Annotated in this window: 44 protein-coding genes and 1 pseudogene; all 45 read left to right on the top strand. The window is 33.5% G+C overall.

What is annotated here, in order from left to right; all coding sequences use genetic code 11:
- On the top strand, window positions 1-206 hold a 206-nt coding region (locus VRHSUH09_RS10480), incomplete at its 5' end, for a hypothetical protein (protein WP_218017053.1).
- A 99-nt stretch (window positions 207-305) separates the two neighbouring features.
- Entirely contained in the window at window positions 306-437 is a 132-nt protein-coding gene (locus VRHSUH09_RS10615; RefSeq protein ID WP_399553456.1) for a colicin E3/pyocin S6 family cytotoxin, read from the top strand.
- Window positions 434-694 (top strand): DUF7683 domain-containing protein, encoded by a 261-nt coding sequence (locus VRHSUH09_RS00015; protein WP_054747039.1) that lies wholly within the window; start codon window positions 434-436, stop codon window positions 692-694. Before VRHSUH09_RS10615 ends, VRHSUH09_RS00015 begins: the two co-directional genes overlap by 4 nt.
- A 121-nt stretch (window positions 695-815) precedes the next feature.
- Window positions 816-1,250: a hypothetical protein gene (locus tag VRHSUH09_RS00020; RefSeq protein ID WP_105081026.1), complete on the top strand. Its 435-nt coding sequence runs from the start codon at window positions 816-818 to the stop codon at window positions 1,248-1,250.
- A gap of 129 nt (window positions 1,251-1,379) precedes the next feature.
- The gene (locus VRHSUH09_RS00025; protein ID WP_105081027.1) at window positions 1,380-1,832 is read left to right on the top strand and encodes a tetratricopeptide repeat protein; all 453 of its coding nucleotides are present in this window, start codon (window positions 1,380-1,382) and stop codon (window positions 1,830-1,832) included.
- A gap of 92 nt (window positions 1,833-1,924) precedes the next feature.
- Entirely contained in the window at window positions 1,925-2,236 is a 312-nt protein-coding gene (locus VRHSUH09_RS00030) for a hypothetical protein (protein WP_050774472.1), read from the top strand.
- A gap of 186 nt (window positions 2,237-2,422) precedes the next feature.
- Window positions 2,423-2,815 (top strand): RHS repeat domain-containing protein, encoded by a 393-nt coding sequence (locus VRHSUH09_RS10620; RefSeq protein WP_174683235.1) that lies wholly within the window; start codon window positions 2,423-2,425, stop codon window positions 2,813-2,815.
- Window positions 2,812-3,249 (top strand): hypothetical protein, encoded by a 438-nt coding sequence (locus VRHSUH09_RS00040; RefSeq protein WP_105081029.1) that lies wholly within the window; start codon window positions 2,812-2,814, stop codon window positions 3,247-3,249. The genes VRHSUH09_RS10620 and VRHSUH09_RS00040 overlap by 4 nt, the downstream gene beginning before the upstream one ends.
- Window positions 3,250-3,481: 232 nt before the next feature.
- The gene (locus VRHSUH09_RS00050) at window positions 3,482-3,958 is read left to right on the top strand and encodes a hypothetical protein (RefSeq protein ID WP_054747032.1); all 477 of its coding nucleotides are present in this window, start codon (window positions 3,482-3,484) and stop codon (window positions 3,956-3,958) included.
- A 70-nt stretch (window positions 3,959-4,028) separates the two neighbouring features.
- Window positions 4,029-4,346 carry a hypothetical protein gene (locus VRHSUH09_RS00055; protein WP_054747030.1) on the top strand — a complete coding sequence of 106 codons (318 nt, stop codon included), beginning with the start codon at window positions 4,029-4,031 and terminating at the stop codon, window positions 4,344-4,346.
- Window positions 4,347-4,699: 353 nt separating this feature from the next.
- The gene (locus tag VRHSUH09_RS00060) at window positions 4,700-5,086 is read left to right on the top strand and encodes an ankyrin repeat domain-containing protein (RefSeq protein ID WP_054747028.1); all 387 of its coding nucleotides are present in this window, start codon (window positions 4,700-4,702) and stop codon (window positions 5,084-5,086) included.
- 92 nt (window positions 5,087-5,178) lie between these two features.
- Window positions 5,179-5,622 (top strand): ankyrin repeat domain-containing protein, encoded by a 444-nt coding sequence (locus VRHSUH09_RS00065; protein WP_245875960.1) that lies wholly within the window; start codon window positions 5,179-5,181, stop codon window positions 5,620-5,622.
- A 50-nt stretch (window positions 5,623-5,672) separates the two neighbouring features.
- Window positions 5,673-6,440 carry a hypothetical protein gene (locus VRHSUH09_RS00070; RefSeq protein WP_105081030.1) on the top strand — a complete coding sequence of 256 codons (768 nt, stop codon included), beginning with the start codon at window positions 5,673-5,675 and terminating at the stop codon, window positions 6,438-6,440.
- An 82-nt stretch (window positions 6,441-6,522) separates the two neighbouring features.
- Window positions 6,523-7,038 (top strand): hypothetical protein, encoded by a 516-nt coding sequence (locus VRHSUH09_RS00075; RefSeq protein ID WP_054747026.1) that lies wholly within the window; start codon window positions 6,523-6,525, stop codon window positions 7,036-7,038.
- Window positions 7,039-7,343: 305 nt separating this feature from the next.
- The gene (locus VRHSUH09_RS10390; RefSeq protein WP_167386461.1) at window positions 7,344-7,583 is read left to right on the top strand and encodes a hypothetical protein; all 240 of its coding nucleotides are present in this window, start codon (window positions 7,344-7,346) and stop codon (window positions 7,581-7,583) included.
- Window positions 7,584-7,635: 52 nt separating this feature from the next.
- Window positions 7,636-8,064 (top strand): SMI1/KNR4 family protein, encoded by a 429-nt coding sequence (locus VRHSUH09_RS00085; RefSeq protein WP_054747024.1) that lies wholly within the window; start codon window positions 7,636-7,638, stop codon window positions 8,062-8,064.
- Between the two features lie 86 nt (window positions 8,065-8,150).
- Complete coding sequence (locus tag VRHSUH09_RS00090) at window positions 8,151-8,384, top strand: DUF7660 family protein (RefSeq protein WP_009352453.1); 234 nt, start codon at window positions 8,151-8,153, stop codon at window positions 8,382-8,384.
- Window positions 8,385-8,506: 122 nt separating this feature from the next.
- A complete protein-coding gene (locus tag VRHSUH09_RS00095; RefSeq protein ID WP_245875961.1) occupies window positions 8,507-8,827 on the top strand; it encodes a hypothetical protein in 321 nt (106 codons plus the stop codon).
- Between the two features lie 296 nt (window positions 8,828-9,123).
- On the top strand, window positions 9,124-9,576 hold the full coding sequence (locus tag VRHSUH09_RS00100; protein ID WP_054747022.1) for a hypothetical protein: 453 nt from the start codon (window positions 9,124-9,126) through the stop codon (window positions 9,574-9,576).
- 137 nt (window positions 9,577-9,713) lie between these two features.
- Complete coding sequence (locus VRHSUH09_RS00110) at window positions 9,714-10,493, top strand: hypothetical protein (RefSeq protein WP_245875962.1); 780 nt, start codon at window positions 9,714-9,716, stop codon at window positions 10,491-10,493.
- A gap of 407 nt (window positions 10,494-10,900) precedes the next feature.
- Window positions 10,901-11,476 (top strand): hypothetical protein, encoded by a 576-nt coding sequence (locus VRHSUH09_RS00120; protein ID WP_105081032.1) that lies wholly within the window; start codon window positions 10,901-10,903, stop codon window positions 11,474-11,476.
- Between the two features lie 110 nt (window positions 11,477-11,586).
- Entirely contained in the window at window positions 11,587-11,910 is a 324-nt protein-coding gene (locus VRHSUH09_RS00125; protein ID WP_218017055.1) for an RHS domain-containing protein, read from the top strand.
- Window positions 11,911-12,025: 115 nt separating this feature from the next.
- Window positions 12,026-12,244, top strand: coding sequence for a hypothetical protein (locus VRHSUH09_RS00130; RefSeq protein ID WP_054747020.1), 219 nt, complete (start codon window positions 12,026-12,028; stop codon window positions 12,242-12,244).
- Between the two features lie 125 nt (window positions 12,245-12,369).
- Window positions 12,370-12,954 carry an SMI1/KNR4 family protein gene (locus tag VRHSUH09_RS00135; RefSeq protein ID WP_054747018.1) on the top strand — a complete coding sequence of 195 codons (585 nt, stop codon included), beginning with the start codon at window positions 12,370-12,372 and terminating at the stop codon, window positions 12,952-12,954.
- 152 nt (window positions 12,955-13,106) lie between these two features.
- Complete coding sequence (locus VRHSUH09_RS10625) at window positions 13,107-13,211, top strand: hypothetical protein (protein ID WP_420856578.1); 105 nt, start codon at window positions 13,107-13,109, stop codon at window positions 13,209-13,211.
- A gap of 12 nt (window positions 13,212-13,223) precedes the next feature.
- Window positions 13,224-13,790: pseudogene (locus VRHSUH09_RS00140) on the top strand (RHS repeat-associated core domain-containing protein); the annotation flags it as partial.
- 5 nt (window positions 13,791-13,795) lie between these two features.
- Window positions 13,796-14,041, top strand: coding sequence for a hypothetical protein (locus VRHSUH09_RS00145; RefSeq protein ID WP_054747016.1), 246 nt, complete (start codon window positions 13,796-13,798; stop codon window positions 14,039-14,041).
- 72 nt (window positions 14,042-14,113) lie between these two features.
- Complete coding sequence (locus VRHSUH09_RS10490; RefSeq protein WP_218017057.1) at window positions 14,114-14,767, top strand: RHS repeat-associated core domain-containing protein; 654 nt, start codon at window positions 14,114-14,116, stop codon at window positions 14,765-14,767.
- 43 nt (window positions 14,768-14,810) lie between these two features.
- Complete coding sequence (locus tag VRHSUH09_RS00155; protein ID WP_105081033.1) at window positions 14,811-15,215, top strand: DUF4279 domain-containing protein; 405 nt, start codon at window positions 14,811-14,813, stop codon at window positions 15,213-15,215.
- Between the two features lie 523 nt (window positions 15,216-15,738).
- Complete coding sequence (locus VRHSUH09_RS00160) at window positions 15,739-16,155, top strand: CTP synthase (RefSeq protein WP_105081034.1); 417 nt, start codon at window positions 15,739-15,741, stop codon at window positions 16,153-16,155.
- Between the two features lie 124 nt (window positions 16,156-16,279).
- A complete protein-coding gene (locus VRHSUH09_RS10585) occupies window positions 16,280-16,543 on the top strand; it encodes an RHS domain-containing protein (RefSeq protein WP_276329519.1) in 264 nt (87 codons plus the stop codon).
- A gap of 17 nt (window positions 16,544-16,560) precedes the next feature.
- Entirely contained in the window at window positions 16,561-16,947 is a 387-nt protein-coding gene (locus VRHSUH09_RS10495) for a hypothetical protein (RefSeq protein ID WP_218017059.1), read from the top strand.
- A 247-nt stretch (window positions 16,948-17,194) separates the two neighbouring features.
- Entirely contained in the window at window positions 17,195-17,452 is a 258-nt protein-coding gene (locus tag VRHSUH09_RS00175) for a hypothetical protein (RefSeq protein WP_105081036.1), read from the top strand.
- A gap of 47 nt (window positions 17,453-17,499) precedes the next feature.
- Window positions 17,500-17,949, top strand: coding sequence for a hypothetical protein (locus tag VRHSUH09_RS00180; RefSeq protein ID WP_105081037.1), 450 nt, complete (start codon window positions 17,500-17,502; stop codon window positions 17,947-17,949).
- Between the two features lie 97 nt (window positions 17,950-18,046).
- Window positions 18,047-18,223, top strand: a complete 177-nt coding sequence (locus VRHSUH09_RS10630) for an RHS repeat-associated core domain-containing protein (protein WP_105081038.1) — start codon at window positions 18,047-18,049, stop codon at window positions 18,221-18,223.
- A gap of 212 nt (window positions 18,224-18,435) precedes the next feature.
- Window positions 18,436-18,585, top strand: a complete 150-nt coding sequence (locus tag VRHSUH09_RS10635) for an AHH domain-containing protein (protein ID WP_167386462.1) — start codon at window positions 18,436-18,438, stop codon at window positions 18,583-18,585.
- Window positions 18,582-19,139 (top strand): DUF4303 domain-containing protein, encoded by a 558-nt coding sequence (locus VRHSUH09_RS00195; protein WP_054747005.1) that lies wholly within the window; start codon window positions 18,582-18,584, stop codon window positions 19,137-19,139. Before VRHSUH09_RS10635 ends, VRHSUH09_RS00195 begins: the two co-directional genes overlap by 4 nt.
- A 72-nt stretch (window positions 19,140-19,211) precedes the next feature.
- Window positions 19,212-19,757: an RHS repeat-associated core domain-containing protein gene (locus VRHSUH09_RS10500; RefSeq protein WP_218017060.1), complete on the top strand. Its 546-nt coding sequence runs from the start codon at window positions 19,212-19,214 to the stop codon at window positions 19,755-19,757.
- A gap of 22 nt (window positions 19,758-19,779) precedes the next feature.
- Complete coding sequence (locus tag VRHSUH09_RS00205; protein ID WP_167386463.1) at window positions 19,780-20,157, top strand: DUF4279 domain-containing protein; 378 nt, start codon at window positions 19,780-19,782, stop codon at window positions 20,155-20,157.
- 108 nt (window positions 20,158-20,265) lie between these two features.
- Entirely contained in the window at window positions 20,266-20,385 is a 120-nt protein-coding gene (locus VRHSUH09_RS10640; RefSeq protein WP_105081048.1) for an RHS repeat-associated core domain-containing protein, read from the top strand.
- Complete coding sequence (locus VRHSUH09_RS00215; RefSeq protein ID WP_276329520.1) at window positions 20,349-20,831, top strand: TNT domain-containing protein; 483 nt, start codon at window positions 20,349-20,351, stop codon at window positions 20,829-20,831. Before VRHSUH09_RS10640 ends, VRHSUH09_RS00215 begins: the two co-directional genes overlap by 37 nt.
- Before the next feature lie 49 nt (window positions 20,832-20,880).
- Window positions 20,881-21,138, top strand: a complete 258-nt coding sequence (locus tag VRHSUH09_RS10505; RefSeq protein ID WP_218017061.1) for a hypothetical protein — start codon at window positions 20,881-20,883, stop codon at window positions 21,136-21,138.
- A 79-nt stretch (window positions 21,139-21,217) separates the two neighbouring features.
- Entirely contained in the window at window positions 21,218-21,865 is a 648-nt protein-coding gene (locus VRHSUH09_RS00230) for an Imm43 family immunity protein (RefSeq protein ID WP_105081042.1), read from the top strand.
- 16 nt (window positions 21,866-21,881) lie between these two features.
- Complete coding sequence (locus tag VRHSUH09_RS00235) at window positions 21,882-22,565, top strand: hypothetical protein (RefSeq protein WP_105081043.1); 684 nt, start codon at window positions 21,882-21,884, stop codon at window positions 22,563-22,565.
- A 179-nt stretch (window positions 22,566-22,744) separates the two neighbouring features.
- Window positions 22,745-23,173 (top strand): tetratricopeptide repeat protein (locus VRHSUH09_RS00240; RefSeq protein WP_105081044.1); only part of this gene is annotated, 429 nt, incomplete at its 3' end.

The raw sequence follows: 23,173 nt of genomic DNA on the forward strand, positions 1-23,173 counted from the left end.
CGTCATTTATGGATGGGAATCCCATTTTTTCAGCACGAGCTCCCAATAAAAAGAAAATTATAAAAATCATTGTAGATGATAATTATGATACTATATATGATTTTAATAGTTCATTTGATGAAAATTTACTGTATACAGTGATAGTTCCTATTAAATTAATTGATAATATAGATGTTTTAATAACAAGTTTTCTACTATCAGAATAGCAAGCCGTAGCCCGTATGAAACATCGAATCCTGACGTAGGGTGCGTGCGGTACGCACATACGCGGTTTCGCCTATCGAAGCCCCATCACTGGAGCCTGCATTCTAGAATGTGACTCTCAACATGGAGAAGTTGAAAAATATGATAAACGAGGAAAACACCTTGGCGCATTTTCCTCTAAGACTGGCAAACAATTAAAAGACCCTATTAAAAACAGAAGGATAGAACGGTGAAAAAAATCATAAGATTTATATCAAAATTCGAAAAAAATGGAGAAAAATTTATTGAAGTCATACATTTTAAGAATGAACCACCTCTTAATTTTCTACAAAAAATTTTTCATGAAACTAGCCCGATGTATGAAGAATATTGGATATCAAATGAAGTTGCAAAAGTAATTGAACCTTATTTATGTGAGAAAATAGACATAAATAATTATGACTACTTCTTATCTTGCGAAGAAGATAATATTAGTTATTTGAAAGAATGAATGTATGATTCTATAAAGAATATTACTAAAGTTTAACTTAGGAAAGTGCAAATTGCTAAATCAAGATCCTACAGATAGGACAAATGCTTTACATCCTTTATTTACAATAGAGAGGTTTGTTATGTTAGATAATGATTTTAAGGAGTATCTTAATGATGAATTTGGTAGAATATTCCCAGAAAGTCAGGAGGAATATCGTAAATTATTCAAAGAGTTAGGTTTTGGGGAGGTAAATCATGACTTCATTGAATTTTGGGCAACATATAGTGATGAAATTTATGGGAAAATTGGATATTTGGTTGATTTAGCAATGGACTTAGAGGATTTTTCAAGTAGCCAAACAGAAATTTTGAGAAAAAATATTGGCTTACCTGATAATTATTTTTCCCTGTTGAATAATGAGTTGGATGATTATATCCTGTATGATAAAAATACTGATGAGGTTTTTTTTGTAGAGGCTCCCACTATTCAAAAGTTTATAGAAAATAAACAATTTAGCAAACATTGGGACAACTTTGAATATTTTATTAAAGATTATCTAAATTATAATGCTTAAGATGTTTGAGCAGCCGTAGCCCGTATGAAACCTCCAATCCCGACAGCTACGAACCCTTGGCACAGGTACACAACCGGACCAACATAGTAATAAATACTCTTTAAAGAATGCACATAAGAAGGATAAATTATGTATTTAGATCAAGTAAATTATGAATTAAACAAAAAAATCAATGATTTTGTATGTAACTCAAATGATGCAACTACGCCGGAGGAAAGCATTGATATTCTGAATCAAGCATGGGAACTTTTACCCAAACCAGCCACTCAATTCGTTGAGCCTACTTCGGCAATCGCCTGTGGTATTTCAGAAAATTATAAAAAATTAGGTGATTATCAAAAAGCCCTTGAGTGGATGTTAGTTGCACTTGAGGCACGAAAAGATGAACCTGCAGCAGGTGTGTTTATATGGACAGGAATCGTTTATTACGAATTGGGTGATATGGAAAATGCCTATAAATATTTTGACCTAACTTATAATGAGCTACGTTACACACCTTTCTCTATGGAAGACAAAAAATATTGGCAATTTTATAAGCAACGTAAAGAAGAATTAAATCCTAAGAAAAAAACCAAAAAGTAAGATTCGATATTTTCAGACAATCTTTTTTGTACCGTACTTAACCGCCGCTACGCCTACGACCCGGATGTAGTATAACTAGAGGGAAATATACTATGAAATATCATATTGAAGATTTAAGAGACCAATTACATAACCATAACTGGATTGTTTTAAAAGAATCAGAAGGAAATGATTTAGATATATCAGAATATTGGACTATTCGTCATAGATACCAACCAAACAAAACTTGTACTCTGGCTTTTGAAGGAATGGATGACTTGGAAGTTTTACCAATCGAAAAAAGTTATGCATGTTTTTTATCTGAAGAGCCAGCTATATCATTATACTTTTCTAAGAGCATTAAGTTATGGAAGAGAGATTTAAATACATTCATTTTAAATCTGAATTCTTTTATAATTTGTTAATTTTAAATCCTTCAAACTATATAAAGCTAATCAAAATCCAAATAACTGTAAATGTTTCTAGCAAGCGTAGGTTGGGTCTAGAACCAACAGCCTAAAAAGGTTGTGTGAAAATTTTCAGACGATCTTTTCTTATGTGTCATCCTTACCGGCTTCGACTACAACGAAAACGGTCAGTACCAATGGAAAGTGCCGTCTAGAGAAGAGAACGCCCGAAACGGTTTGTCCGGCAGCAGACAAATCAACTACCTGTATTACGGCTGGGGCAAACTGAAGAACGAAACCAACACATCCGGAAATGCTCACCAACCCTTCCGATTGCAAAACCAGTATTGCGACCGCGAGACGGGGCTGAATTACAACCTATTCAGGTATTATGCACCTGATACGGGTCGGTTTGTGAATCAGGATCTGATTGGGTTACTTGGAGATGAGTATTTTTATACATCCGCTCCAAATGTTATGATTTGGATTGATATATTAGGCTGGTTCAAGTTTAAAATATCTGCAAAGAAAATTGAATATACATTAGGACATTTTAAACATAACCAAAAGTCCGTTGATAAAGGAAAATTATCATGAAGCTATTATCTAATAAGATTAAAATTGAAATTCAAGATGATTTAAAGTTATTATGGGAGATAGAAGGTTGTATATTTACATACTCACCTATTGACTTTAATTACAATCTAATACAACTAGAAGATGGTAATTTTTTTATTATAGATAAATTCAAAGTATATTTTTTTTCATGTTCGAAAAAAGCTTTTTCTTTAATTTATGAAGCAGAATACGAAATTCAATTATATTTTTTTGATAATCAAATTTACATTACTGATGAAATTAAACTAATTTATCTATCTCATAATGGAAATATTATTTGGATATATTGGCACTTTGATTCTATAGATTTTATAGACTTTGTAGAAAAAAATAATTATCTTTCTCTACATTCTTCTAATGAAATTACAGAAATTGATAGAAACACTGGAGGAATATTAAAAAGCAAACAATAGTTTGCACAAAACCTTCAATCACAACATAGAAGCGTGTGCAGTACACATGCTGTTTCTGTTATTGTCTTCTGCTCACAAACCCTTCCGATTGCAAAAAAATCCTTGTCCGTACTGGCATGTAGTTACTGCAAAAATGGATGGAAATCTTAGTCAAAAAGAAATAATGGAAATGGTACATTTTCTTGGAAGTATTACAAAGATAATGTAACCGAACAACATAGGAAATAGTATCATGACAACTTTAGAAGATAAGATCTTTACTTTAAAACAGAATCATTTAATGAAAAAAATGAAAGAAATTCATTTTTTGAATAATTTAATTTCAGATTCTGAAAAAACTATTCCATATCCACTCTCATGTGAAATAATAAATCGTACTTTTACCCCCTATAGAAATATAGAATTATCAAAAGAAAATTTTAGTTTATCGATAAAAAATGAAATATTAAATTTTTTTGCACCAGAGGAAAATGATATTGCTTATGTATACTTTTATGGAGGAATAAATGATTCGGCTGAAATACCAATAGAATTATTCCCCTTGTTTATTATCAAAATAAAAAATATATGCAATTGGCTAGAATTAATAAACAAACCTAATTTTTATTGTTTAAAATTATTTAGTAATAAAATAGATAAAGTTATCGATATATCTCTACTCGACAATGAGGAAGATGTGTTATCTATTTCTATTGGACTGAACGCTTAACTTTTTTAAAATAAATAAACTATTCCAGCAGAAGCAATCCTTTGCCTTGTATAACTTAAAGGAGTTTCCTATGAAAGAATTATTAGAAAAACTTGAAAATAATAGGTTTATTTATAAGGTAAGAATGGATCTTGAATTCGATGTAAAAGACTATCAAGAATTATTAAAAATTTTAAATGAAATAAAGCATTATACTCATAATCATGATCTAATTGAAAAAAAACTAGCGTCTTATTTATATGAAATACCAAAATTAACACATATTTGGTATCTCAATTTAAAAGACGATCCAAATAAAAATAAATCTTCTATTGTTAGTCAACTTGAAGATGCATGGATAGAGTTAGATTCAATAATTGGAGAAGAAATTCTTGGTCAAGGACAATAAATACCTCTTAACAAACAGTAGTCGTAGGTTAGGTCGAGTTCCGCTAAATATCAAGGTTATCTGAAATCAATTTTCAGACGACCTTTTCCCTATGCTCTCCTCACTTGCTTCAACTATACCGGCTGGGGTCTTCTAAAAAAGGACGAGCGGGTTTATAAGGATGCGAATCAGTCGTTCAGATGGCAAAACCAATATGCCGACCGTAAGACGGGGCTGCACTACAACTCTCGTTTACGACAAATATTTAACAAAGCAAATAAAAAAGTAAATAAATGATTGGAAAAACAGATTAAATGTTTTAAAAGAAAAAGCAAAAGCTGAATGTTCTAGATAGAATTGTTTGGAGAGTAAATATGAATAATCTTTTAACAAAACTTTTTTTGAAATACCAAGACTACCCTAGTTTTTTTAGTAGTAATCCAATCACTTCAGTACATGACTTAGGTTCTATGGGAGAAACATTATTAAATTTAGCCGTTAATTCTCAAGCTAAAAAAGATGTTATCTTACTAATAGAAAATGGTGCTAATATCAATCAACAAGGCGAATTAAATTTTACTCCTATTCAAAATGCTTGCCTTCACGGAAATATTGATATTATTAAAATTCTTTTAGAGAATGGTGCTAAAACAAATATAAAAAATGAGTTTGGATATGATGCAAAGCATTATGCAACGGAAGAATATCATGATAAAAAAAAGTCTAAAGAGATAATGAATTTATTGAGAAATTATAAGTAATTGAATCATATTATTGGCGAGCCAACAAAACCGTAATAAGGTCGCTGCATTACAACTTCTCCAGGTATTATGAGCCTGATGTAGGTCGGTTTGTGAATCAGGATCCGATCAAATTAAAGGGTGGGCTGGGGAGTTGTACTATTAATGGAAAAAGAATTATTATGTATTTAAAAAAATATGAGACACATCCTGATTTTTTAGGTGACACTATTAAAGATATAAATCAAGTAGGAGGTATGGATGATACAGTTTTACATATTGCAGCTAGAAATAATTCTTTAAATGATGCTCTTGTATTTCTTCAAAATGGGGCATTGATCGATCTTAAAGGTGACTTAGGATATACCCCCCTACATTATGCATGTATGTTTGGAAATATAGAAATGGTGAAATTACTCCTTGATAATGGATCTGATAAAAATATACAAAATGAATTTGGAGAAAATGCCGTTAGAATTGCAATTAACTCATCCAGCGAAAATAAAGAGAAGATAGTAAAGCTATTAAATAATTTTAAAAGCGTAAATAAAAAATAGATAATAAATCAATCAAATGGTGCCATATCTTAAAATGTAGAAAGTAAGACATGAAAAAAAACAATCTAATTGTATTAATTAAAAATCAAATGTCAGATAAACAAAAAAATGAAAATGCTTTACATTTAAATACACTTTTACTAAGCTCGATAGAAAATCCTAGTATAGATAATGATTGTTTCATAGAATTATTTAGCTATTATTCCAACATATCCCAAGGAGAAGTAAGTGAACTATTTAATTTACTGCAATCTTTAACCAAAAATGAAATCAATATAATTCATGATTTTTTAGAATATATTTCCAAGTTTATCAAAGACTTAGGACTATGTTGTGAATTTGAAAACTTTCTAACGGAAGTAAAATATATACAAGAAAGAAATTATCTAGAGGAACAAATTGGGCCTACTTTTCCAGTTTTCAAAGTTGATAAAAATAACATTATAAGTTTTGATGATAGTGATAACTCTTATATATTTTCTTTAATGCAACTATCTACTAAAACTTGGATTGAGATAACATACGATGATTTTCTCTCAATACTTGAATCACTAGAGTGGCAAGCTTTTACTAATAAGGCTTTATTATATTTTACTCCTTGCTGTTTAAAATATATTCTTTCTAATTTGTCTAAATTTCATTTATATGGTTACGTTGTTGACTTTTTATATATTGCCCTAAGAAATGAAAGTACGATATTTAACACTACTCAAATCAACTTAATTATTGATTTTTTAAAATTCATCCAAAATTTTAACCAGGAAATTAGTGTCGAAACACAAAAAAAAATAACAAGTACTATCCAACTTTATTTATAACTTCCCGGCCTTCAAAGGTGCGGTGGGCGTCGGTCGGCCGGTGAATCCGATACATGGTTTGTGATTTATGGAGGATACTTTTATGTTCAAATCAAAATTATTTCCCGAGGATTTTTTTAATATATGTATTAAGCGTAAAGTAGAAATTAAAAAGTTAGATAAACTTCCTAAGCTGGATAATAACTATTTGTTATTTATTGCTAAGTATCAGGAAGTAGAAATAATACCTGATATTTCTCTTTTTAATTATGAAGAGGCTTTAAATGAAAATAGATACCTAGAGTGTAATTATCCCGAAATATCAAGGTGTTTTTGGAGTATTGGGCAAGCAGGACAAGGAGATGGATGGTTTTTAAATAAAATTGATAATACCATTTTTCATTATAATCATGATGCTGGAGAGTATACCAGATCTTGCTTTACAAATTTAGGGATAGATTTCTCACAATTTATCCAGTTGGCTTTGTTATACAGAGATTTAGAGCACCTATTAGATGAAGGAGAGACACTTACGGATAATATAAAAACTGAATTTATATATTCAGTAAATAGTATAAGTAATAAATTGTTTGATGTTTATCCATTTAAGTATTTTTAATTGGAATATTCAATAAATTTATTAAACAAACCGCAGCCCCGCACAAAACCTTCAGTCCTAATGTAGAGTGTATGTGGTTCGCACACAGTTTCTGTTTTTCAGACGACCTCAATCCTTTTTCGAAGTTGTCTGAAATATTGGTTCTTTAACAATCTAGGTCAAAACCAGTATTATGATGAATAGACCGGACTGCATTACAACCTGATACCGGGCGGTTTGTGAATCAGGACCCGATTGAGTTATGGGGTGGGGATAATCTTTATTGGTTCGGGCCTAATGCGGCCATGTGGCTTGACCCTTAGGGATTGGCAAAACGATCTAAGAAAGGGGAAATCTTCGCCGACTCAAAAGGGTTAAGTTTAGAAGTTAGAAATTCCCAAGATTTATCTCATATATCAGAATGTACATTAAGATATATGGCGGAAGAAGGAGTTTCAGGCACAACCAAAGGAGGAAGGGTAAAAATGTGGGAAATGGCAGTGTCAGAAGTGATTTTGGAAATTGGCGCAGAGAATATTGGAAATATAGAGCCAGAAAAGAGTTAAGACGTAGAGACCTAAAAGTAGGTAAGTCTTGTTAGTTTAATAAGGAATATTTATGTTAAATAAATTTGTTTTAGAGCAGTTAATTGCTTTCTTTCAAAAAAATCCAGTGGCTCAAGGTAAGCCAACAACTAATGATGAGATCCTCAATATAGAGAAAGCACTTAATATCAAGTTAGATGACGATTTTAAAGAATTTACAATGAGATTTGGAGGGTGTGTCGTTAGGGATACTCAAATATATGGAATACATAATTCCGAGTTTCTTGGGGAAGATACAATTATTGATTTGAATAAAGAATTTTCCGATTATCTTAAAGATGGTCAAAGTAATTTAATAATTGGTACCGATGGCTGTGGAAATCCTATTTATATTTCCTCATCTAAAACGGTAATGATTTACAATCATGATACTGATGAATTGCTAACTTTAGCAGCTAATTTCTCAGATTATTTAGTGAAAATTCTTAAAAAGCAAATTTAGCAAACTGTTTAAACTCGAACCGTTTCAGACGGCCTCAATACCTCTTTGAGATCGTCTGAAAGACATTGTTCGGGGAGGACTATATTATGGAAATTAAAAATAGAGATGACTTTCTAGTTTTTTTAAAAGAATTCATTACTGAAATTCATACAGAAGATTTTGAAAATAATACACTAGATAGCTTTTTAGAAGCCATGAAAAATTGGATTGAAGATATGGATGGATACTATAAAAATATAGGTATGAGAGAATATAACGACAAAACTTTAAATTGGAGTATGCTAGCAGACATTTTGAATGCCTCACGAATATATGAATAGCGAGTTCAGTCTACTATAGATTGGATTGAATTCCAATAAAGAGGACCATTAATCCAAACATCTCAAGTACAAGCCAAATTCAATAAAGTTGGTCAATTAGTTTCAATTTTGGGAAAATTAAAATGAATAAAAAGTATAAAGTCAGTCCTGAATATATCAGACTTTTTCTTGGACTATTACACGAAGGTATAGATAGCAAACTTGAAGACTTATCAGGTCTGAATTTGGTTAATCGAGATAGCGTAAAGAGATTAGTCAAAGAATATCTGTACCCCGAGTATCAAAATTTTACAATATCAACCCAACTCAGAATTAAAGAAAGTTTGAGATTTGGATTAAATTTCTGGACTGAAGAACGACTACATGATCAATTTCCTAGTACTGACGCAGCCTTTGAAATACCTCAACAAATGACCGCAAAAGAATTTTATAAGCAAATTTGAGATGATATGTTTAATAATGAAGATATCACTATTTCTGATATAACAAAATATCAGGAATCGAACCAAAATTAGCAAGCCGTAGCCCGCATGAAACTTCCGATCCTGACGTAGGGCATGTGAGGTACAGACGAACCCTTGGCACAGGTACACAACTGAACCAATATGGTAATAAATACTCTTTTAGGAGACTGTTCCCGTGGGGCAAAGAGCAAAGAACGTTATAAGAAACCCTGTAAGCCTAAAATGGAAAGTTACCCAAAAGTTGTTAATGAAGAATTATGAATGAGAGGAAAATCATGTATTTATCTGATATTAATCCTGAGTTAAATAGTGAAATTAATAATATTATATGTGAGTCGAGACAAGCTAAAACTCTTCAGGAAAGGATTGATGAGTTAATGAGAGCTTGGGATTTAATTCCAAAACCTGCTACTCAATTCGTAACCCCAACTAGTGGGCTATGTTCTGAAATTTCTGGCAGATTTAAAGAGCTAAAGGATTATTCTAAGGCACTTGAATGGATAAATATTGCATTAGAGGCGCGAAAAACAGTTCCTGATGGCAGTACATTTCTATGGGCAGGTATTATCTATTACGAACTAGGTGATATGGAAAATGCCTATAAATATTTTGACCTAACTTATAATGAGCTACGTTACACACCTTTCTCTATGGAAGACAAAAAATATTGGCAATTTTATAAGCAACGTAAAGAAGAAATAAATCCTAAGAAAAAAACCAAAAAGTAAGATTCGATATTTTCAGACGATCTTTTTTGTACCGTACTTAACCGCCGCTACGGCTACGACCTGTTCGGCATCTCAAGAGAGATGAACGATATCCATGGTAATCTCTTATGGTACGGCGAATACACCGGCTGGGGTTGTTGCCAGAGTTTGGTATTGCGGGTTATAAAGATCCTCGACATAAGAATGATAAATTATCAGCGCATGAGTTATTACAAAATGCTAATTTATTTGATCCTAAAAAATTGAAAGTACAATCGGCAATGGATAACATTGAGTTAAATACAAATTTAACTAGATATGGAATCTATATAGGCTTGTTAAGAAGAGGATGGGAAATAAAAATGATTAAAGCTATTCAAGAAAAAGTTATTTTGAACGAGATTAAGGAAACTAGCCTTAATCGAATAGGAGGAAATATTCCTAAATATTTTGATGATAAACAAGATTGTATTTCAGAAATGATGTTTTATGGATGTTTTGAACATCCATTAAAAACTAATTTTGTCTTATCTATTTTCTTGCCTAAAAATCATGATATTATGCTTGATAATAATATTTATCCTAATTGTGCAATAAAAGTTTTTACTCATCCAAAATCTGAGGAAAGTGAAATTACTTCATTTACAAATATGGACTTAAATAGAATTTATTTTGAACCGTATAGGAAAGCAAATAGTGATGATTTATCTGGTTTAGTAACAGTAGGAGGAGAATTGCAACTGATTCAAGAAGAAGAATATTATTATAAAAATTTAGAAGAAAACGGTTATTTGTACTTGATGAGTATAGATGAAGATTATTACCCAGATAATCTTCTTAATGGTAATTACCCTTTTAATTATGGGGCATTGTATATATATTACAAAGAGAATAAAGATAATATTGATGTAGTAGCTGGATTTTGGCAACATTCTTAATTCATCAATAATACTTCTTTCATTAGCAACAAGCCGTAGCCTATATAGTTCTCAAAACTCACAGATAGGGAACGCGCAAGCCGTAGCCCGGAGAAAACCGTCAGTCCTGACATGGAGTGCGTGCGGTACGCACGCGGTTTCTGTTTTTCAGACGGCCTTGATACCTTCTTTGAGGTCGTGTGAAATATTAATTTTTTAACAACCTCATCAGCATCATCGCCCCCACCTGTTACACTACAAGATACAGCTACAACGCCCAATGGCTGCCCGAAACCGTTACCGACACTTACAATACTACAGCTACGACGCCTTGGACAGAAGAATAGGCATAGTCCTTTTAATTTGAGAGAAGTAACTAGAGAACAACATGCAGCGATTGACCCTTATAGGGATCTAGGAGATTAGCTATGAAAGCAATAGAAATTTTAAAGAATTTTGTGGAAGAAAAATTATCAACTGAAGAATTGGAAATGGCGTTGTATTCCAATCAAGAATTAATTTCCCTGTTGGAAAATACTAAAGCTAAACCTTATATGAATAGTAATTCCACTTATGAATATTTAATTAGTCAGGATTTGACATCTCTTGATGCAAAGTTAAATTTGATGGATATTTTCAGGGGAATTTTAGATTACAAGCATATCCTGTACTCTTCGAATTCAACGACAGAAAAAAATTTTGATTTGATTTTGGAGGCTATTCCTAACTGGATACCAGCTGATATGGGTTATTTAAATTCCTTGTATGATAAGTACAAACCTAAGACGGCGACTACTTTTAAAAAGATTATTAAGGAATATTTCATTTGCATGGATAAACATCCCAAATGGTTACAGGAGCCTGATTGGCCTATCGTTGATAATATTCCCGCAATGTTTCTAGGGCAGTTAGATATATCGAAGTTGAAGCATGATACTACTTATTTGTACATTTTTTTGGATAAAAAAACAAACAGATATATAGAAGTAATACAGTCTCTATAAATGAGCAAGCTGTAGCCAATGAAATTTGCAATTCCGATGTAGAGTGCGAATGGAACGCACGCACGCGGCTTCTGCTTCTCAGATCGCCTCGAAGAGGAAGCCGGATTCGTTTGGGTCGGCAGTATTTACTGCAAGAAATCCACCCGTACGGCAGATATATCTATAACTACACCAATCTGGATTCCTACGATCCTTTAGCACAGGTTCGCGATTGGACAACCGAAGACGGAGAAGGAGTCCAACAAGCCCACTACTTCCACTGCGACCAAATCGGCATCCCGCATGAGATGACCGATAAGGATGGCAACCTGGTTTGGTTCGGGGATTATTACGGCTGGGGCAAACTAAAGAGCAAAATCAACATATCCGGAACTGGTTACCAACCCTTCCGATTGCAAGACCAGTATTGCGACCATGAAACGGGGCTGCACTAAAACTTCTTCAGGTATTGCATCAGGAAGTTGTAATTCAATTGGAAAAAAATGGTTGAAGGGTACCCATGGAAATGCTGGTGTATTTCCTAAATCTGTTTTGGAAGAGGATAGCATTATGTTAGATAGATTATATTTAATCAAATTGATTGATCAGTTGAGGAATTTTGAAGGATCAGAAGAGGATGAAGAGGTACTCCTTGAAAAATTAGTAAATTTGGTCACAGATCCAAATATATCCGATTATATATATTGGACAAACATGAGCTCCGAGGAAATAGCTGATAAAGTACTTAGTTACAAACCTATTATCCTTCCTGATTTAAGAAATTCTTAGTCTACATGAAATTTTTAGTTTTAATGTAACGCATATGTGGAATACATACATGTACTATGTGTAATAAACGACCTAATAAGAAATGTTGATTATTTGACAAATTATAACTGAAAGGAGTGATGAAAATGAAAATTAAGAGTTTAGTTGAGAAAATGGGTGGAGTTCAAAGGTTTACATTTGAACCACTGATTCCTACATCTAGAAAATCAATGTCCAAATTTTTAGATATTACTAAAGAAGAATTTTCAGATTATTTGGATTATCTTGAATTATTTGGTGGAGAGACGGGATTTATAAAAGAATTTAAGTTAACACCATATAGTGATTTGCCTGAATATTGTTATCCTGATGACGATATTCCTGTGGGTGGTAATATCGAATGGAATGGTGGTGATTTAGGTTTCTTTTATGGTGAAAATATAAACTACCAAAAAAATTCCCAAATTAGTGAAAGGCTTGAAAAATACAAAAATAGAATACCAGATAATTTTCTACCAATATCAAGTAATGAATTTGGTGATTTGATTTGTCTATGTACTCAAGGAGAAAGAATTGGGCAAATTTTCTATTGGGATCATGAAAATGAATGGGATGAAGAAGATTATTTTGATGAATTTGGTGTACAAATGCCTGACGAAGTAAAATTCCAAAATATCTATTTAATTGGTAAAAATCTATATGATTGCTTTAGCAGAATGATTCCAGTTTAATAATTAAAGCAAGCCGTAGCTCGGAGAAAACCTTCAGTCCTGACGTAGGATATGTGCGGTACGTACGCACGCGGTTTCGCCTATCAAAACCACATCAACGCAGACGGCGAAAGTAGACAACAAACCCGCTACTTCCACTGCGCCAAATCGGCATTCCGCGCGAGAGGACCGACATCTACGGTAATCTCCTGTGGTACGGCGAGTACACCGCCTGGGGTCGTCTGAAAGAGGAAACAAAGGTAACGGATAATGCATAGCAACCCTTCCGTTTACAGAACCAGTATTGCGATGAAGAAACAGGGTTGCATTACAACTTTTTCAGGTACTATGACAGTAGAATCGGACGGTTTAACAATCAAGATCCCATAGGATTAGTGGGCGGGGAGAATTTTTATGCTTTTGCGCCTAATGCTCAGGTGTGGGTTGATCCTCTAGGTTTGAATAAATGCTGTGAAAATAGCAAAGTTAAAACAGAACCAAACACAGCATTTTTTTGGTCAGGTAGAACAGATGGTATTGGTGGACAACATATTGCTGCCGATATTGCCAAATCTAATGGAGGAACAACATTAGAAATGTTAATTGAAGCTAGAAAAATTATCATGCCTACGTGGGATCAAAATAACCAAGCAAGCATTAAAGCATGGGAAGATATTTCATCAGAGTATGCAACATGCGCTTCTGGTACTGTAACAGGCGTTATTGGCAAAGATCTGCGACCAGGAAATATATGGGAAAATAGAGAATTATCCGCTTTGAAGAACAATCCTAATATAACAAAAATAGTAATAATAGATCCTAAAACAAAGATTTCAACTGTTATAATTCAAAGGTAATGACTATGGATGATTTCGTAATTAAAAAATTTTCAAGAGGTATGTTAATTGTTTCTTTAAATGGACATGAAATTTCATTTGAAGGAGAAATGTTCTTTCCAAATAATGAGTTTCACTTTTCCCTATATGCGAAAACAGCAAAATTTACTAAGACCAACCAAATTTTAAGCAAGGAAGAGTTAGATAATATTTTAGAACATTTAAAAAAAGAATTTATTTTAAAAAATAGAGTATTAGACATAATTTTCTAAATATAATTATCAACTGTAAAGTAGCCCAAGCAAGTCGTAGCCCGCACAAAACCTTCAGTCCTGACGTAGGATATGTGCGGTACGTACGCACGCGGTTTCGCCTATCAAAACCACATCAACGGAGACGGAGAAAGCCGCCAACAAACCCACTACTTCCACAACGACCAAATCGGCATACCGAAAGAGATGACCGACATCCACGGCAATCTGCTGTGGTACGGCGAATATACCGCTTGGGGTCGTCTGAAACAGGACGAGCGGGTTTATAAGGATGCACATCAACCGTTCCGACTGCAAAACCAGTATTATGATGAAGAAACCGGACTGCATTACAACCTGATGTGCTATTACGAGCCTGAGGCGGGGCGGTTTGTGAATCAGGATCCGATTGGGTTAAATGGTGGAACAAACCTTTATCAGTTAGCCTTCAATATTAAGAGATGGATGGATCCTTTGGGATTATCTTGTAAAGATCCTAAAGATTATGGATATGACAATGAAAGAGATTACATTGCTGAGAGTAAGAAATTAAATACTGCTAGATTAAAAAGAATTCTAGAAGAATTAGATCAAGGAGATCCTCATTCATTTAAAGAGGACTTCTTAGGAAGAGGTGCACCTATAAGTCATTATGATGTATACCAACAAAAAAAATCTAAGGAATTAATTTTGATGAAAAAAGATGGAAGTAGCCCCATACGTACAAACGTGGGTTGTTGTGGTTAATTATATATTATGATTAACCTCGTCTTATGCGGAAAGATAAATTATGGAAAATAATATAGAAATTAGCTTTTACATGGAAACAAACCAAGTTGTGAATATGAATTATATTGCAGATTTCTTAGATATTAATAATGCTGCTTTTTGTTCCAAGGGGGAATTATGTACATCAAAAAATAAAAAAATCAAGTATATCAGCGAAGTATCATATTATAGTTTTGGGATAAAAAGACAGGTTAATACATCAAATAAAATAGATAATTTTTTTTATATAATAAAAACGAAAAGAAAATTATTAAAAGAAATATTTAATGAGTTTAGCTTTACTAAAGAGATTATTATATATACTTGGGGAAATGATGAGGAAGATATCCACTTAAATTTAAATACTGAACAAATTAAATTAATTTCTGATATTGATATTAATTTGTCAATAATTCATTATAATTAATACTGATACCATAAAACTAAACCCAATACCAAGAATCTAATTGCGGGCGGTTTGTAAATCAGCAAAGAAGACAAAACTCGCTTCGTCTGGGACGGCAGCCGGCTGTTGCAGGATAGTGTACGCAAACGGCAGATACACCTTATCTCACACCAACTGGGACGGTTACGAACCACGGGCAAAAATCCGCAACCACACCAATGCCGAATGCGAAAGCAAACAGCAAGCCGTACCCCATATGAAACCTCCAATCCCGACGTAAGGTGTGCGGTATGCACACACACGGGTTCTGCCTTTCAGGCGACCTTCATCTTATTTCGTCAAAAATGTGCGCACGAAAGGGTTTTCATATCATACTGCTGCCTTTGAAATAGAATAAAAAGGCGTATATAAAATCATGTAGGAAGGATGATTTCGGAAACCAAACGGCAGGGATTAATTTCTAGGAAACAGGTAACAAGATTTTGTAGAATTATTGGTAAATGTTCCTAATTTTATTAATGTAAATATATTGGAAAGGGTTAATATGAACTACTTGATTAAGCCATATGAATCAATTGGTGATTTTGTATTTGGTACTTCTCTTGAGGAAGTACAAGAAAAATATGGAAAACCAGCAAGAATGGTTGAAGATAATATTATGAATAATAAGGTGGAATATAGAAATGCTTGTGAGTTGGTTTATGAAAACGATAAACTAGTTTATGGATATTGCTTAAAAGATTCTAATCCCATATTAGAAGATATTGATATATTTAAAAATTCAATCGAAGACCTTAAAGCCATCGATTCTGAATTTATTGAAGGAAAAAAATATATTCTTTTTAAGAACCTCGGAATTTGCATAGGAGGTATGACAGGGAAAAAAATTCCTGAAGGCAAGTTATTAATTGCATTCGATAAAAATCACTTTGATTTTTTTGAATGTTTTATCGAGGTGTAATCGAACTGTAGCCAATGAAACTTCCAATTACGATGTAAAGTAAGTCGTAGCCCGCACAAAACCTTCAGTCCTGACGTAGGATATGTGAGGTACGTACGCACGCAGTTTCGCCTATCAAAACCACATCAACGAAGACGGCGAAAACCGCCAACAAACCCACTACTTCCACTGCGACCAAATCGATATCTCAAGAGAGATGACCGATAAGGACGGCAATTTGCTGTGGTTCGGCAACTATACCGGCTGGGGTTGTCTGAAAGAGGAAACCAAGGTTGCGGATAGCGCTTACCAACCCTTCCGCCTGCAAAAACAGTATTGCGACCGTGAAACGGGGCTGCATTACAACTTCTTCAGGTATTACGAGCTTCTGAGATCGGTCGGTTTGTGAATCAGGACCCGATTGGGTTGGAAGGCGGCTTTAACGTTTATCAGTTTGCGCCGAATATTCAAGTCTGGGTTGATCTGTTGGGGTTAGCAAATCGTAAAACTTTCAATTTAGGAAAAGGTTATACGGGTGCCCTCGATATATTTGATAGTGGAAAAAAATCAAGTTTTGAAATACATGTATATGACCCTAAAGGAAAAGAAGTGGGTATATATGGCCCAGATGAATGGTTTAATAAACATGGCAAAAAAGGAAAACCGGAGGGAATCCCTGATTCTGTAGAAAATTCTTGTAGAGGTATTACTGTTGATACTGGACGAAGAATAAGTGCGGTTCCTCCAAAAGGGACTGCTAACATAAAAGGCAATAAACTTAAGAAATTCATGCAACTATTAATGCCAGATTAACTAAATATATTTAATTTTACAAACTGAGTGGTAAAAACATGACAAAGCTAATATATCAAAACGACCTTGGTATTACTAAATTTGATAGGTATTTTCGTTATTTAGACGATATAAGAGATGAAATAAATCCTTATATTTACAATTTTTTTTCCGATGAAAAAAATATCAACTTCGAGGAAAAGAAACTCTTCATGATTCTTGGCTTCAGGATTTTAAAATTTCCCGAGACCTGAAAACTGAAGAAAATATGAATAGTAGCATCGAATTAAGCTTTTTATTGGCTAATTGGGAAAGTGTTTTAATTTTAAATTATTATGATGCCTTTTTTGAGAAAATACCTTTTGAAATTTTTAACAATCAGTATTCACAAAATGACCTGTTGGTTCATGAATTAAAATGGAATCAGCAAACAAAAAGGTATCAGCATATTATTTGCTTTGATAATGATATTGATTTGATAATAAATTTCGCTAACTTTAAATACTCATATGCAAATGGTAAATAAATATAAAAAGGAACTTCGCGAGCCGTAACAAACTTAGAAGGTAGATGATGAATATTTATGATGAAATTATCCCCGCAAAGAGTTTAGGGGGAATCAGATTAAAAGACAATATTAAAAATTACTCCAGTATCATTAATAAAAATATGTTAAATGGAAAATTAAAATTTTTTCAAACTAATGTTTATTCATGCAGATATATATTTACTGATATCCCAATTGAAATTAACGTAGATATTACTTCAGGAGAAATTTATAAAATTTCTGCATTAGAAGGATATCAAGGCAAATTCAGTACTATTAAAATAGGAATGCCTATTAATGATATCTTAAATTCTAATTTAGGTTTCTATTATGATGAATGTGAAGAAGCTTTTTTTTCAAAAATTATTGAAGGAATTGCACTGGAAGTTTCTGAAGATGATCCTCCGTTCGAAGAAGCTATCAAAATGAATATAAAATATATCTCTGTTTTTGATCCAACCGCATTTGATCAATAAATTTAATTAGGCCTTGAATATTAATTAATTCTAATTAAACAGAAATTCAAATAGTCGTCCTAGGATGAGTTGAGACCCAATGTTCCAGTAAGGTCGTCTGAAAGAGGAAACCAAGGTAACGGATAGCGCATACCAGCCCTTCCGATTACAGAACCAGTACGCTGACCGTGAGACGGGGTTGCATTACAACCTGATGCAGTATTATGAGCCTGATGTAGGTCGGTTTGTGAATCAGGACCCGATTGGTTTGTTGGGTGGAGAGAATTTGTACTAATTTGCGCCTAATGTGTAGGCTTGGGTGGATGTTTTGATACTTGCTAAAAAAGGTCCTTTGGGCGATGGTAATCTCGGTAGTACTAGAGCAAACTCACAACAGCTTGGTAGAAATATGGCATTGGAAGGTCGGTCAGTTATGTCAGGCCAGGCTGCAGGTCACATAGTAGCATCTGGTGGTAAAGTAAATTGGTGGGAACCTGATATAGAATCTTGTCAGATTATAATATTGATATTAATGATCCTACTAATGGGATCGTTGTTGGTCATCCTCGCCTTCATAATGAAATGCATAATAGAAAATTTCATGAAAAGGTACGAGATAGATTAAAAAATGTAATACTTAAGGAGGTAGCAGGATGAATTATTCTGATGATATATTTGAAAAGTTAGTTGCTACAATCGAAGAGGCAACAAGTCAGGCGGCTATAGATTTGTTCAATTCGACAAATGAAACTTTTTACTTCTTTGTGTTAAGTACCACAGGTGAGGCACTGGCTCCTTTTGTGAGTGCTTGGTCATATGAAGCATTAAAAAAACAAAGCATTGCTCAAAATTGGGATGCTTACGATATTGCAGATTTTAAATGGTCTTCGATAGATAGTCCTTACTTAGAGTTTGGTTCACAATATTTCCATCAAGTAAACAAAGCTTTCTTAGATCGTATTGATATTCACTCATTAAAAACAGAAGTGGAATATGAAAAAGAATTTAATTTCCGGATTAATGTGATGGAGGAAGCACTTCATCGGTGTGATATGAAGGGAATATTCTCCTTAAATCAAGCTCGTTCAGAAATAATGATTAATGTTGAAGTATTACCACCCGATTATACAAATACTATTCGTGCGAAAAAATTAAATCCTATCGAGTCAATCCAATTTTGGTTAAAAGAAGCTGCTGAAACTGTGGAATAATTAACTTTTCTTGATAGTAAGCAAGCCGTAGCTTGCACAAAATTTCTAATCCCAACGTAGGGTGTGGGCGGTATGAACGCGGTTTCCGCTTTTCAGACGGCCATACAGATTCCTGAGGTTACAGTTTTCAAATCAGACGACCCCAAAACTCAAGGTCGTCTGAAAAAGGATGAGCGTGTCTATCGGTATTCCCATCAGCCGTTTAGACTGCAAAACCAATACTTCGATGAAGAAACCGGACTGCATTACAACCTGATGCGGTATTACGAGCCAGAGGCCGGGCCGTTTGTGAATCAGGATCCGATTAGTTTGTGGGGAAGAAGCAATTTTTATAACTATTCTCAAATTGTACAAGCTTGGGTAGATTTATATGGATTGTCGTCTGGTTGTAATGATGGAGATACAAAAGATAGTAAACTAATTAACCAAAAAGAATTGAAATGGATTTTAGATCAAATAGGCACAGCTCCACATGCGTTTAAAGCTGATTATGTTGGTAAACGAGCCGCATCTCATTATGATGTTTATAAACAAAATAAAACTGGAGAACTTTTATTAAGAAGAAAAAATTCTTCTGAATTTATTAGAACAAGAATTGGTTGCAATGATGCTGAATAATTCAATTGAAGTAACATTTTATATGGAATCAAATGATTATATTAACATGAGAGAAATAGACAAAATACTTAATATTAAAAATGCCGAGTTTTATAGTAAGGGAGATTTATTTACCTCACCAAACAAAAAGGTTCAATTTATAATTGAACACTCTTACTATTCTTTTGGTATAGATAAAGAGGAAAATTTAAATGAAAAAATTAATATAATTATACAAAAAATAGAAGACATAAAGAAAAATTTAAACTATATATTTAAAAAATATAAGCTAAATAAAGAGCTTATAATTTACAGCTGGGCTAACGATGAGGCTACTCGTGAATATAAAATCTCCATAAAACAAATTCAATTATTATCTGAGTTAGGAATAGAGTTAAAAATCATTCATTATAATATTTAGTATAAGTGTGGATTAATTTCAAGATCTAACAAACCCCAAAAGCAGTCTGAAATTCTAAACCCTCACTTATCCATCCTTCAGTAAGCCTTCCACCAGCAAAACCAATATATCGATCGTGATACGGGGCTGCATTACAACTTCTTTAGGTATTATAAGCTTGATGCAGGTTGGTTTGTGAATCAGGATCCGATTTGGCTTTCAGGCGGAGACAATCTGTATCTCCAGTAGGAACACCATACCCTATGAGAGTCTTACCTCCTGGTTCTAATCGAAAGCCTTATACCATATATAGGGTACTGAAACCAATTGATAATGTAGCTGCAAGTAAAATTATGTCGTTGTTCGGAGAGATTGGATTAGGGACACAGTATGAATTACAAAAATCTGTTAAATCATATAGAATCTGGGCATTTGGAAGAGGTGAAAATAGGAAAATGTTAAAAATTAATGAATTGAATTCATATCTTAAAAGTAAAGGAGTACCAGAAGATAGTTACTCAATCAATGAAGTAAATGATGAATCATTATGTATTGTTGAAGAAAATAAAAAATGGCATATATTCTATTCTGAAAGAGGATTGAGAACCGAAGAATATTGTTGCCAAGATGAACATTTGGCAATTCTATATTTTATCAATCGCTTATCAAAAATGTTAAAATTTTCTTTCGAATGAAAAAAAGCAAACTGTAGCTTGTATGAAACCTTCAGTCCCGACGTAGAGTGTGTGCGGTGCGCACGAGATTTCTATTTTTCAGACGACCTCTACTAAATCGCCTCTCTCGACGGCGGCGCACCGCCTCACTTCCGTCACCTTCAATGGTAAGGAACTGGTGCGCTACGACTACGACGACTACGGCGATTTTACCGCCGTTTACGGACGGGACGGTAAAAAACTGCACGGTTTCTCCTACCGCAACCACGTCATGGTCGATTACAGGCACAAGCGCGACAGCGTGTACAAGATTTACAAGAAAGTTTGAAAAACGGTTGAGTAAGTCCATATCTGTTGGAGGATGTTCATCTACCAACTCACCCAAACGATTAGATTAGGAGGAAATTATGAAGAAATTAATGGTGTGGGGATATAGCGCTAAAAGTTTAGATGAGTTAGCGAAAAGAAAAGTGCCTAAGGTTTCCTTAGGGGAAGTAGGGATATCAGAGGAATTCAACCCTAAAAAAACGCATCCTGATTTTGACTTTCCATGGAGTTGGTTCGTAAAGGGACAAGAAATTCCTCCAATGCCTGAAAAGGTTTATGTCTGCTTAAAGAAAGCAAGAGGTGTTACTTTTGATTTTCTACCTTATGGCTACAACTTCTTTATCATGTCAGCGCGTTTTTTGGAATTTATTAAAAAATATGGATTTAATTATAATTTTGGTATGAGCGAAGCGATTATTGTCAATACAAAAGGTGAGCTATTGACAAATGAAGTCTATTATTTGGTAAGAATAGTTAGCTGGGAAATTGAGGATGAAATTGTTTACCCGGATTTAGGAAGAGATGAAAAAGGTTTTTCGCTGGAGGCATATACTAATTCGGATAAGGATATTTTGCTGTCTTCCAAATATAAGTATATGGAAGCATTTATGGTGTCAGAAAATTTAAAAGAAAAAATATTAGAAATGTTCTCCTTACCTTTTCTTTATACTTTGAAGGAATGGAAGGAGCAAAATGATTATGAAATTATTGGATTTGATAAATTATAATAAAAAGGAAACTTAAATGTCAAAATTACTTTTTACTTCTTCTAAAACGCCACATAGTATTGGTTATATTGGAGGAGGAGCTGAACATATTCCGTTAGAATTATGGCCTAAAGTTCCAAATTCTGATGCCTATCAAACGCATCTATTTACTCTTTATTCTGACTTTTTACCTGACAATGTATTCCCTCGCAGAAATTATTATATCTCTGTTTTTATTTCCATAGAGGCGCATGCACTAGGAGGGGTGAAAGACTCTATTTCATCTAAATATACTGTTAATTGTCAGGATGATTTAATTTTACTAAATGATGGTTTTAGTTGCGCTGTCCTTTATGAAAGGGAAGAAGCTATCAACAAGCAAGATTTAGGAAATATTTCTTTGGAAAGAAAATTTTTTGAAAGGCTTGATGAAATTGATAAAGAAGCTGATGCAAAATACAATGAAGATGAACATTTATTCTTTGAAGATAATGGTATGGGATTGGATGTATCCAAAATTTTTGGCAATCCTTATTTTGAACAAGATATAATATATCCTTCTCCTAAGTTTAATTTTTGCTTGCAATTATTAGAAGAAGATATAGATAAAAAGTTACATATTTTTCAGAATGGTATTGGTTATTTTTATTATGATCAAAATGTTAAGAAAAAACTTCTATCTGGAAGTCAAGCAGGTATTTTCTTTATTCAAAACACTTAATATCATGGAGCTAAATCTCAGACAGTACGGAAATGGATGCTTGATTCTAATAATTATCGATTAGAATATGGACCAGGCAACTGTTCCTGTGGGGCAAAGGGCAAAGAACGTTATAAGAAACTCTGTAAACCTAAAAACGGTAAGCTACCTAAAGGTTGTTAATCTAAGAAGGATAAATTATGTATTTAGATCAAGTAAATTATGAATTAAACAAAAAAATCAATGATTTTGTATGTAACTCAAATGATGCTACTACGCCGGAGGAAAGCGTTGATATTCTCAATCAAGCATGGGAACTGTTACCCAAACCAGCCACTCAATTCGTTGAGCCTACTTCGGCAATCGCCTGTGGTATTTCAGAAAATTATAAAAAATTAGGTGATTATCAAAAAGCCCTTGAGTGGATGTTAATTGCACTTGAGGCACGAAAAGATGAACCTGCAGCAGGTGTGTTTATATGGACAGGAATCGTTTATTACGAATTGGGTGATATGGAAAATGCCTATAAATATTTTGACCTAACTTATAATGAGCTACGTTACACACCTTTCTCTATGGAAGACAAAAAATATTGGCAATTTTATAAGCAACGTAAAGAAGAATTAAAT

The sequence above is a fragment of the Veillonella rogosae JCM 15642 genome (assembly GCF_002959775.1).
Lineage (GTDB): Bacteria > Bacillota > Negativicutes > Veillonellales > Veillonellaceae > Veillonella > Veillonella rogosae.

Bases quoted from the DNA above. Each gene is read 5' to 3' on its own strand.
- VRHSUH09_RS00020 (WP_105081026.1), top strand. From the start codon at position 816: ATGTTAGATAATGATTTTAAGGAGTATCTTAATGATGAATTTGGTAGA.
- VRHSUH09_RS00025 (WP_105081027.1), top strand. From the start codon at position 1,380: ATGTATTTAGATCAAGTAAATTATGAATTAAACAAAAAAATCAATGAT.
- VRHSUH09_RS00030 (WP_050774472.1), top strand. From the start codon at position 1,925: ATGAAATATCATATTGAAGATTTAAGAGACCAATTACATAACCATAAC.
- VRHSUH09_RS00040 (WP_105081029.1), top strand. From the start codon at position 2,812: ATGAAGCTATTATCTAATAAGATTAAAATTGAAATTCAAGATGATTTA.
- VRHSUH09_RS00050 (WP_054747032.1), top strand. From the start codon at position 3,482: ATGACAACTTTAGAAGATAAGATCTTTACTTTAAAACAGAATCATTTA.
- VRHSUH09_RS00055 (WP_054747030.1), top strand. From the start codon at position 4,029: ATGAAAGAATTATTAGAAAAACTTGAAAATAATAGGTTTATTTATAAG.
- VRHSUH09_RS00060 (WP_054747028.1), top strand. From the start codon at position 4,700: ATGAATAATCTTTTAACAAAACTTTTTTTGAAATACCAAGACTACCCT.
- VRHSUH09_RS00070 (WP_105081030.1), top strand. From the start codon at position 5,673: ATGAAAAAAAACAATCTAATTGTATTAATTAAAAATCAAATGTCAGAT.
- VRHSUH09_RS00075 (WP_054747026.1), top strand. From the start codon at position 6,523: ATGTTCAAATCAAAATTATTTCCCGAGGATTTTTTTAATATATGTATT.
- VRHSUH09_RS00085 (WP_054747024.1), top strand. From the start codon at position 7,636: ATGTTAAATAAATTTGTTTTAGAGCAGTTAATTGCTTTCTTTCAAAAA.
- VRHSUH09_RS00090 (WP_009352453.1), top strand. From the start codon at position 8,151: ATGGAAATTAAAAATAGAGATGACTTTCTAGTTTTTTTAAAAGAATTC.
- VRHSUH09_RS00095 (WP_245875961.1), top strand. From the start codon at position 8,507: ATGAATAAAAAGTATAAAGTCAGTCCTGAATATATCAGACTTTTTCTT.
- VRHSUH09_RS00100 (WP_054747022.1), top strand. From the start codon at position 9,124: ATGTATTTATCTGATATTAATCCTGAGTTAAATAGTGAAATTAATAAT.
- VRHSUH09_RS00120 (WP_105081032.1), top strand. From the start codon at position 10,901: ATGAAAGCAATAGAAATTTTAAAGAATTTTGTGGAAGAAAAATTATCA.
- VRHSUH09_RS00130 (WP_054747020.1), top strand. From the start codon at position 12,026: ATGTTAGATAGATTATATTTAATCAAATTGATTGATCAGTTGAGGAAT.
- VRHSUH09_RS00135 (WP_054747018.1), top strand. From the start codon at position 12,370: ATGAAAATTAAGAGTTTAGTTGAGAAAATGGGTGGAGTTCAAAGGTTT.
- VRHSUH09_RS00145 (WP_054747016.1), top strand. From the start codon at position 13,796: ATGGATGATTTCGTAATTAAAAAATTTTCAAGAGGTATGTTAATTGTT.
- VRHSUH09_RS10490 (WP_218017057.1), top strand. From the start codon at position 14,114: ATGTGCGGTACGTACGCACGCGGTTTCGCCTATCAAAACCACATCAAC.
- VRHSUH09_RS00155 (WP_105081033.1), top strand. From the start codon at position 14,811: ATGGAAAATAATATAGAAATTAGCTTTTACATGGAAACAAACCAAGTT.
- VRHSUH09_RS00160 (WP_105081034.1), top strand. From the start codon at position 15,739: ATGAACTACTTGATTAAGCCATATGAATCAATTGGTGATTTTGTATTT.
- VRHSUH09_RS00175 (WP_105081036.1), top strand. From the start codon at position 17,195: ATGAATAGTAGCATCGAATTAAGCTTTTTATTGGCTAATTGGGAAAGT.
- VRHSUH09_RS00180 (WP_105081037.1), top strand. From the start codon at position 17,500: ATGAATATTTATGATGAAATTATCCCCGCAAAGAGTTTAGGGGGAATC.
- VRHSUH09_RS00195 (WP_054747005.1), top strand. From the start codon at position 18,582: ATGAATTATTCTGATGATATATTTGAAAAGTTAGTTGCTACAATCGAA.
- VRHSUH09_RS10500 (WP_218017060.1), top strand. From the start codon at position 19,212: ATGAACGCGGTTTCCGCTTTTCAGACGGCCATACAGATTCCTGAGGTT.
- VRHSUH09_RS00205 (WP_167386463.1), top strand. From the start codon at position 19,780: ATGGAATCAAATGATTATATTAACATGAGAGAAATAGACAAAATACTT.
- VRHSUH09_RS00230 (WP_105081042.1), top strand. From the start codon at position 21,218: ATGAAGAAATTAATGGTGTGGGGATATAGCGCTAAAAGTTTAGATGAG.
- VRHSUH09_RS00235 (WP_105081043.1), top strand. From the start codon at position 21,882: ATGTCAAAATTACTTTTTACTTCTTCTAAAACGCCACATAGTATTGGT.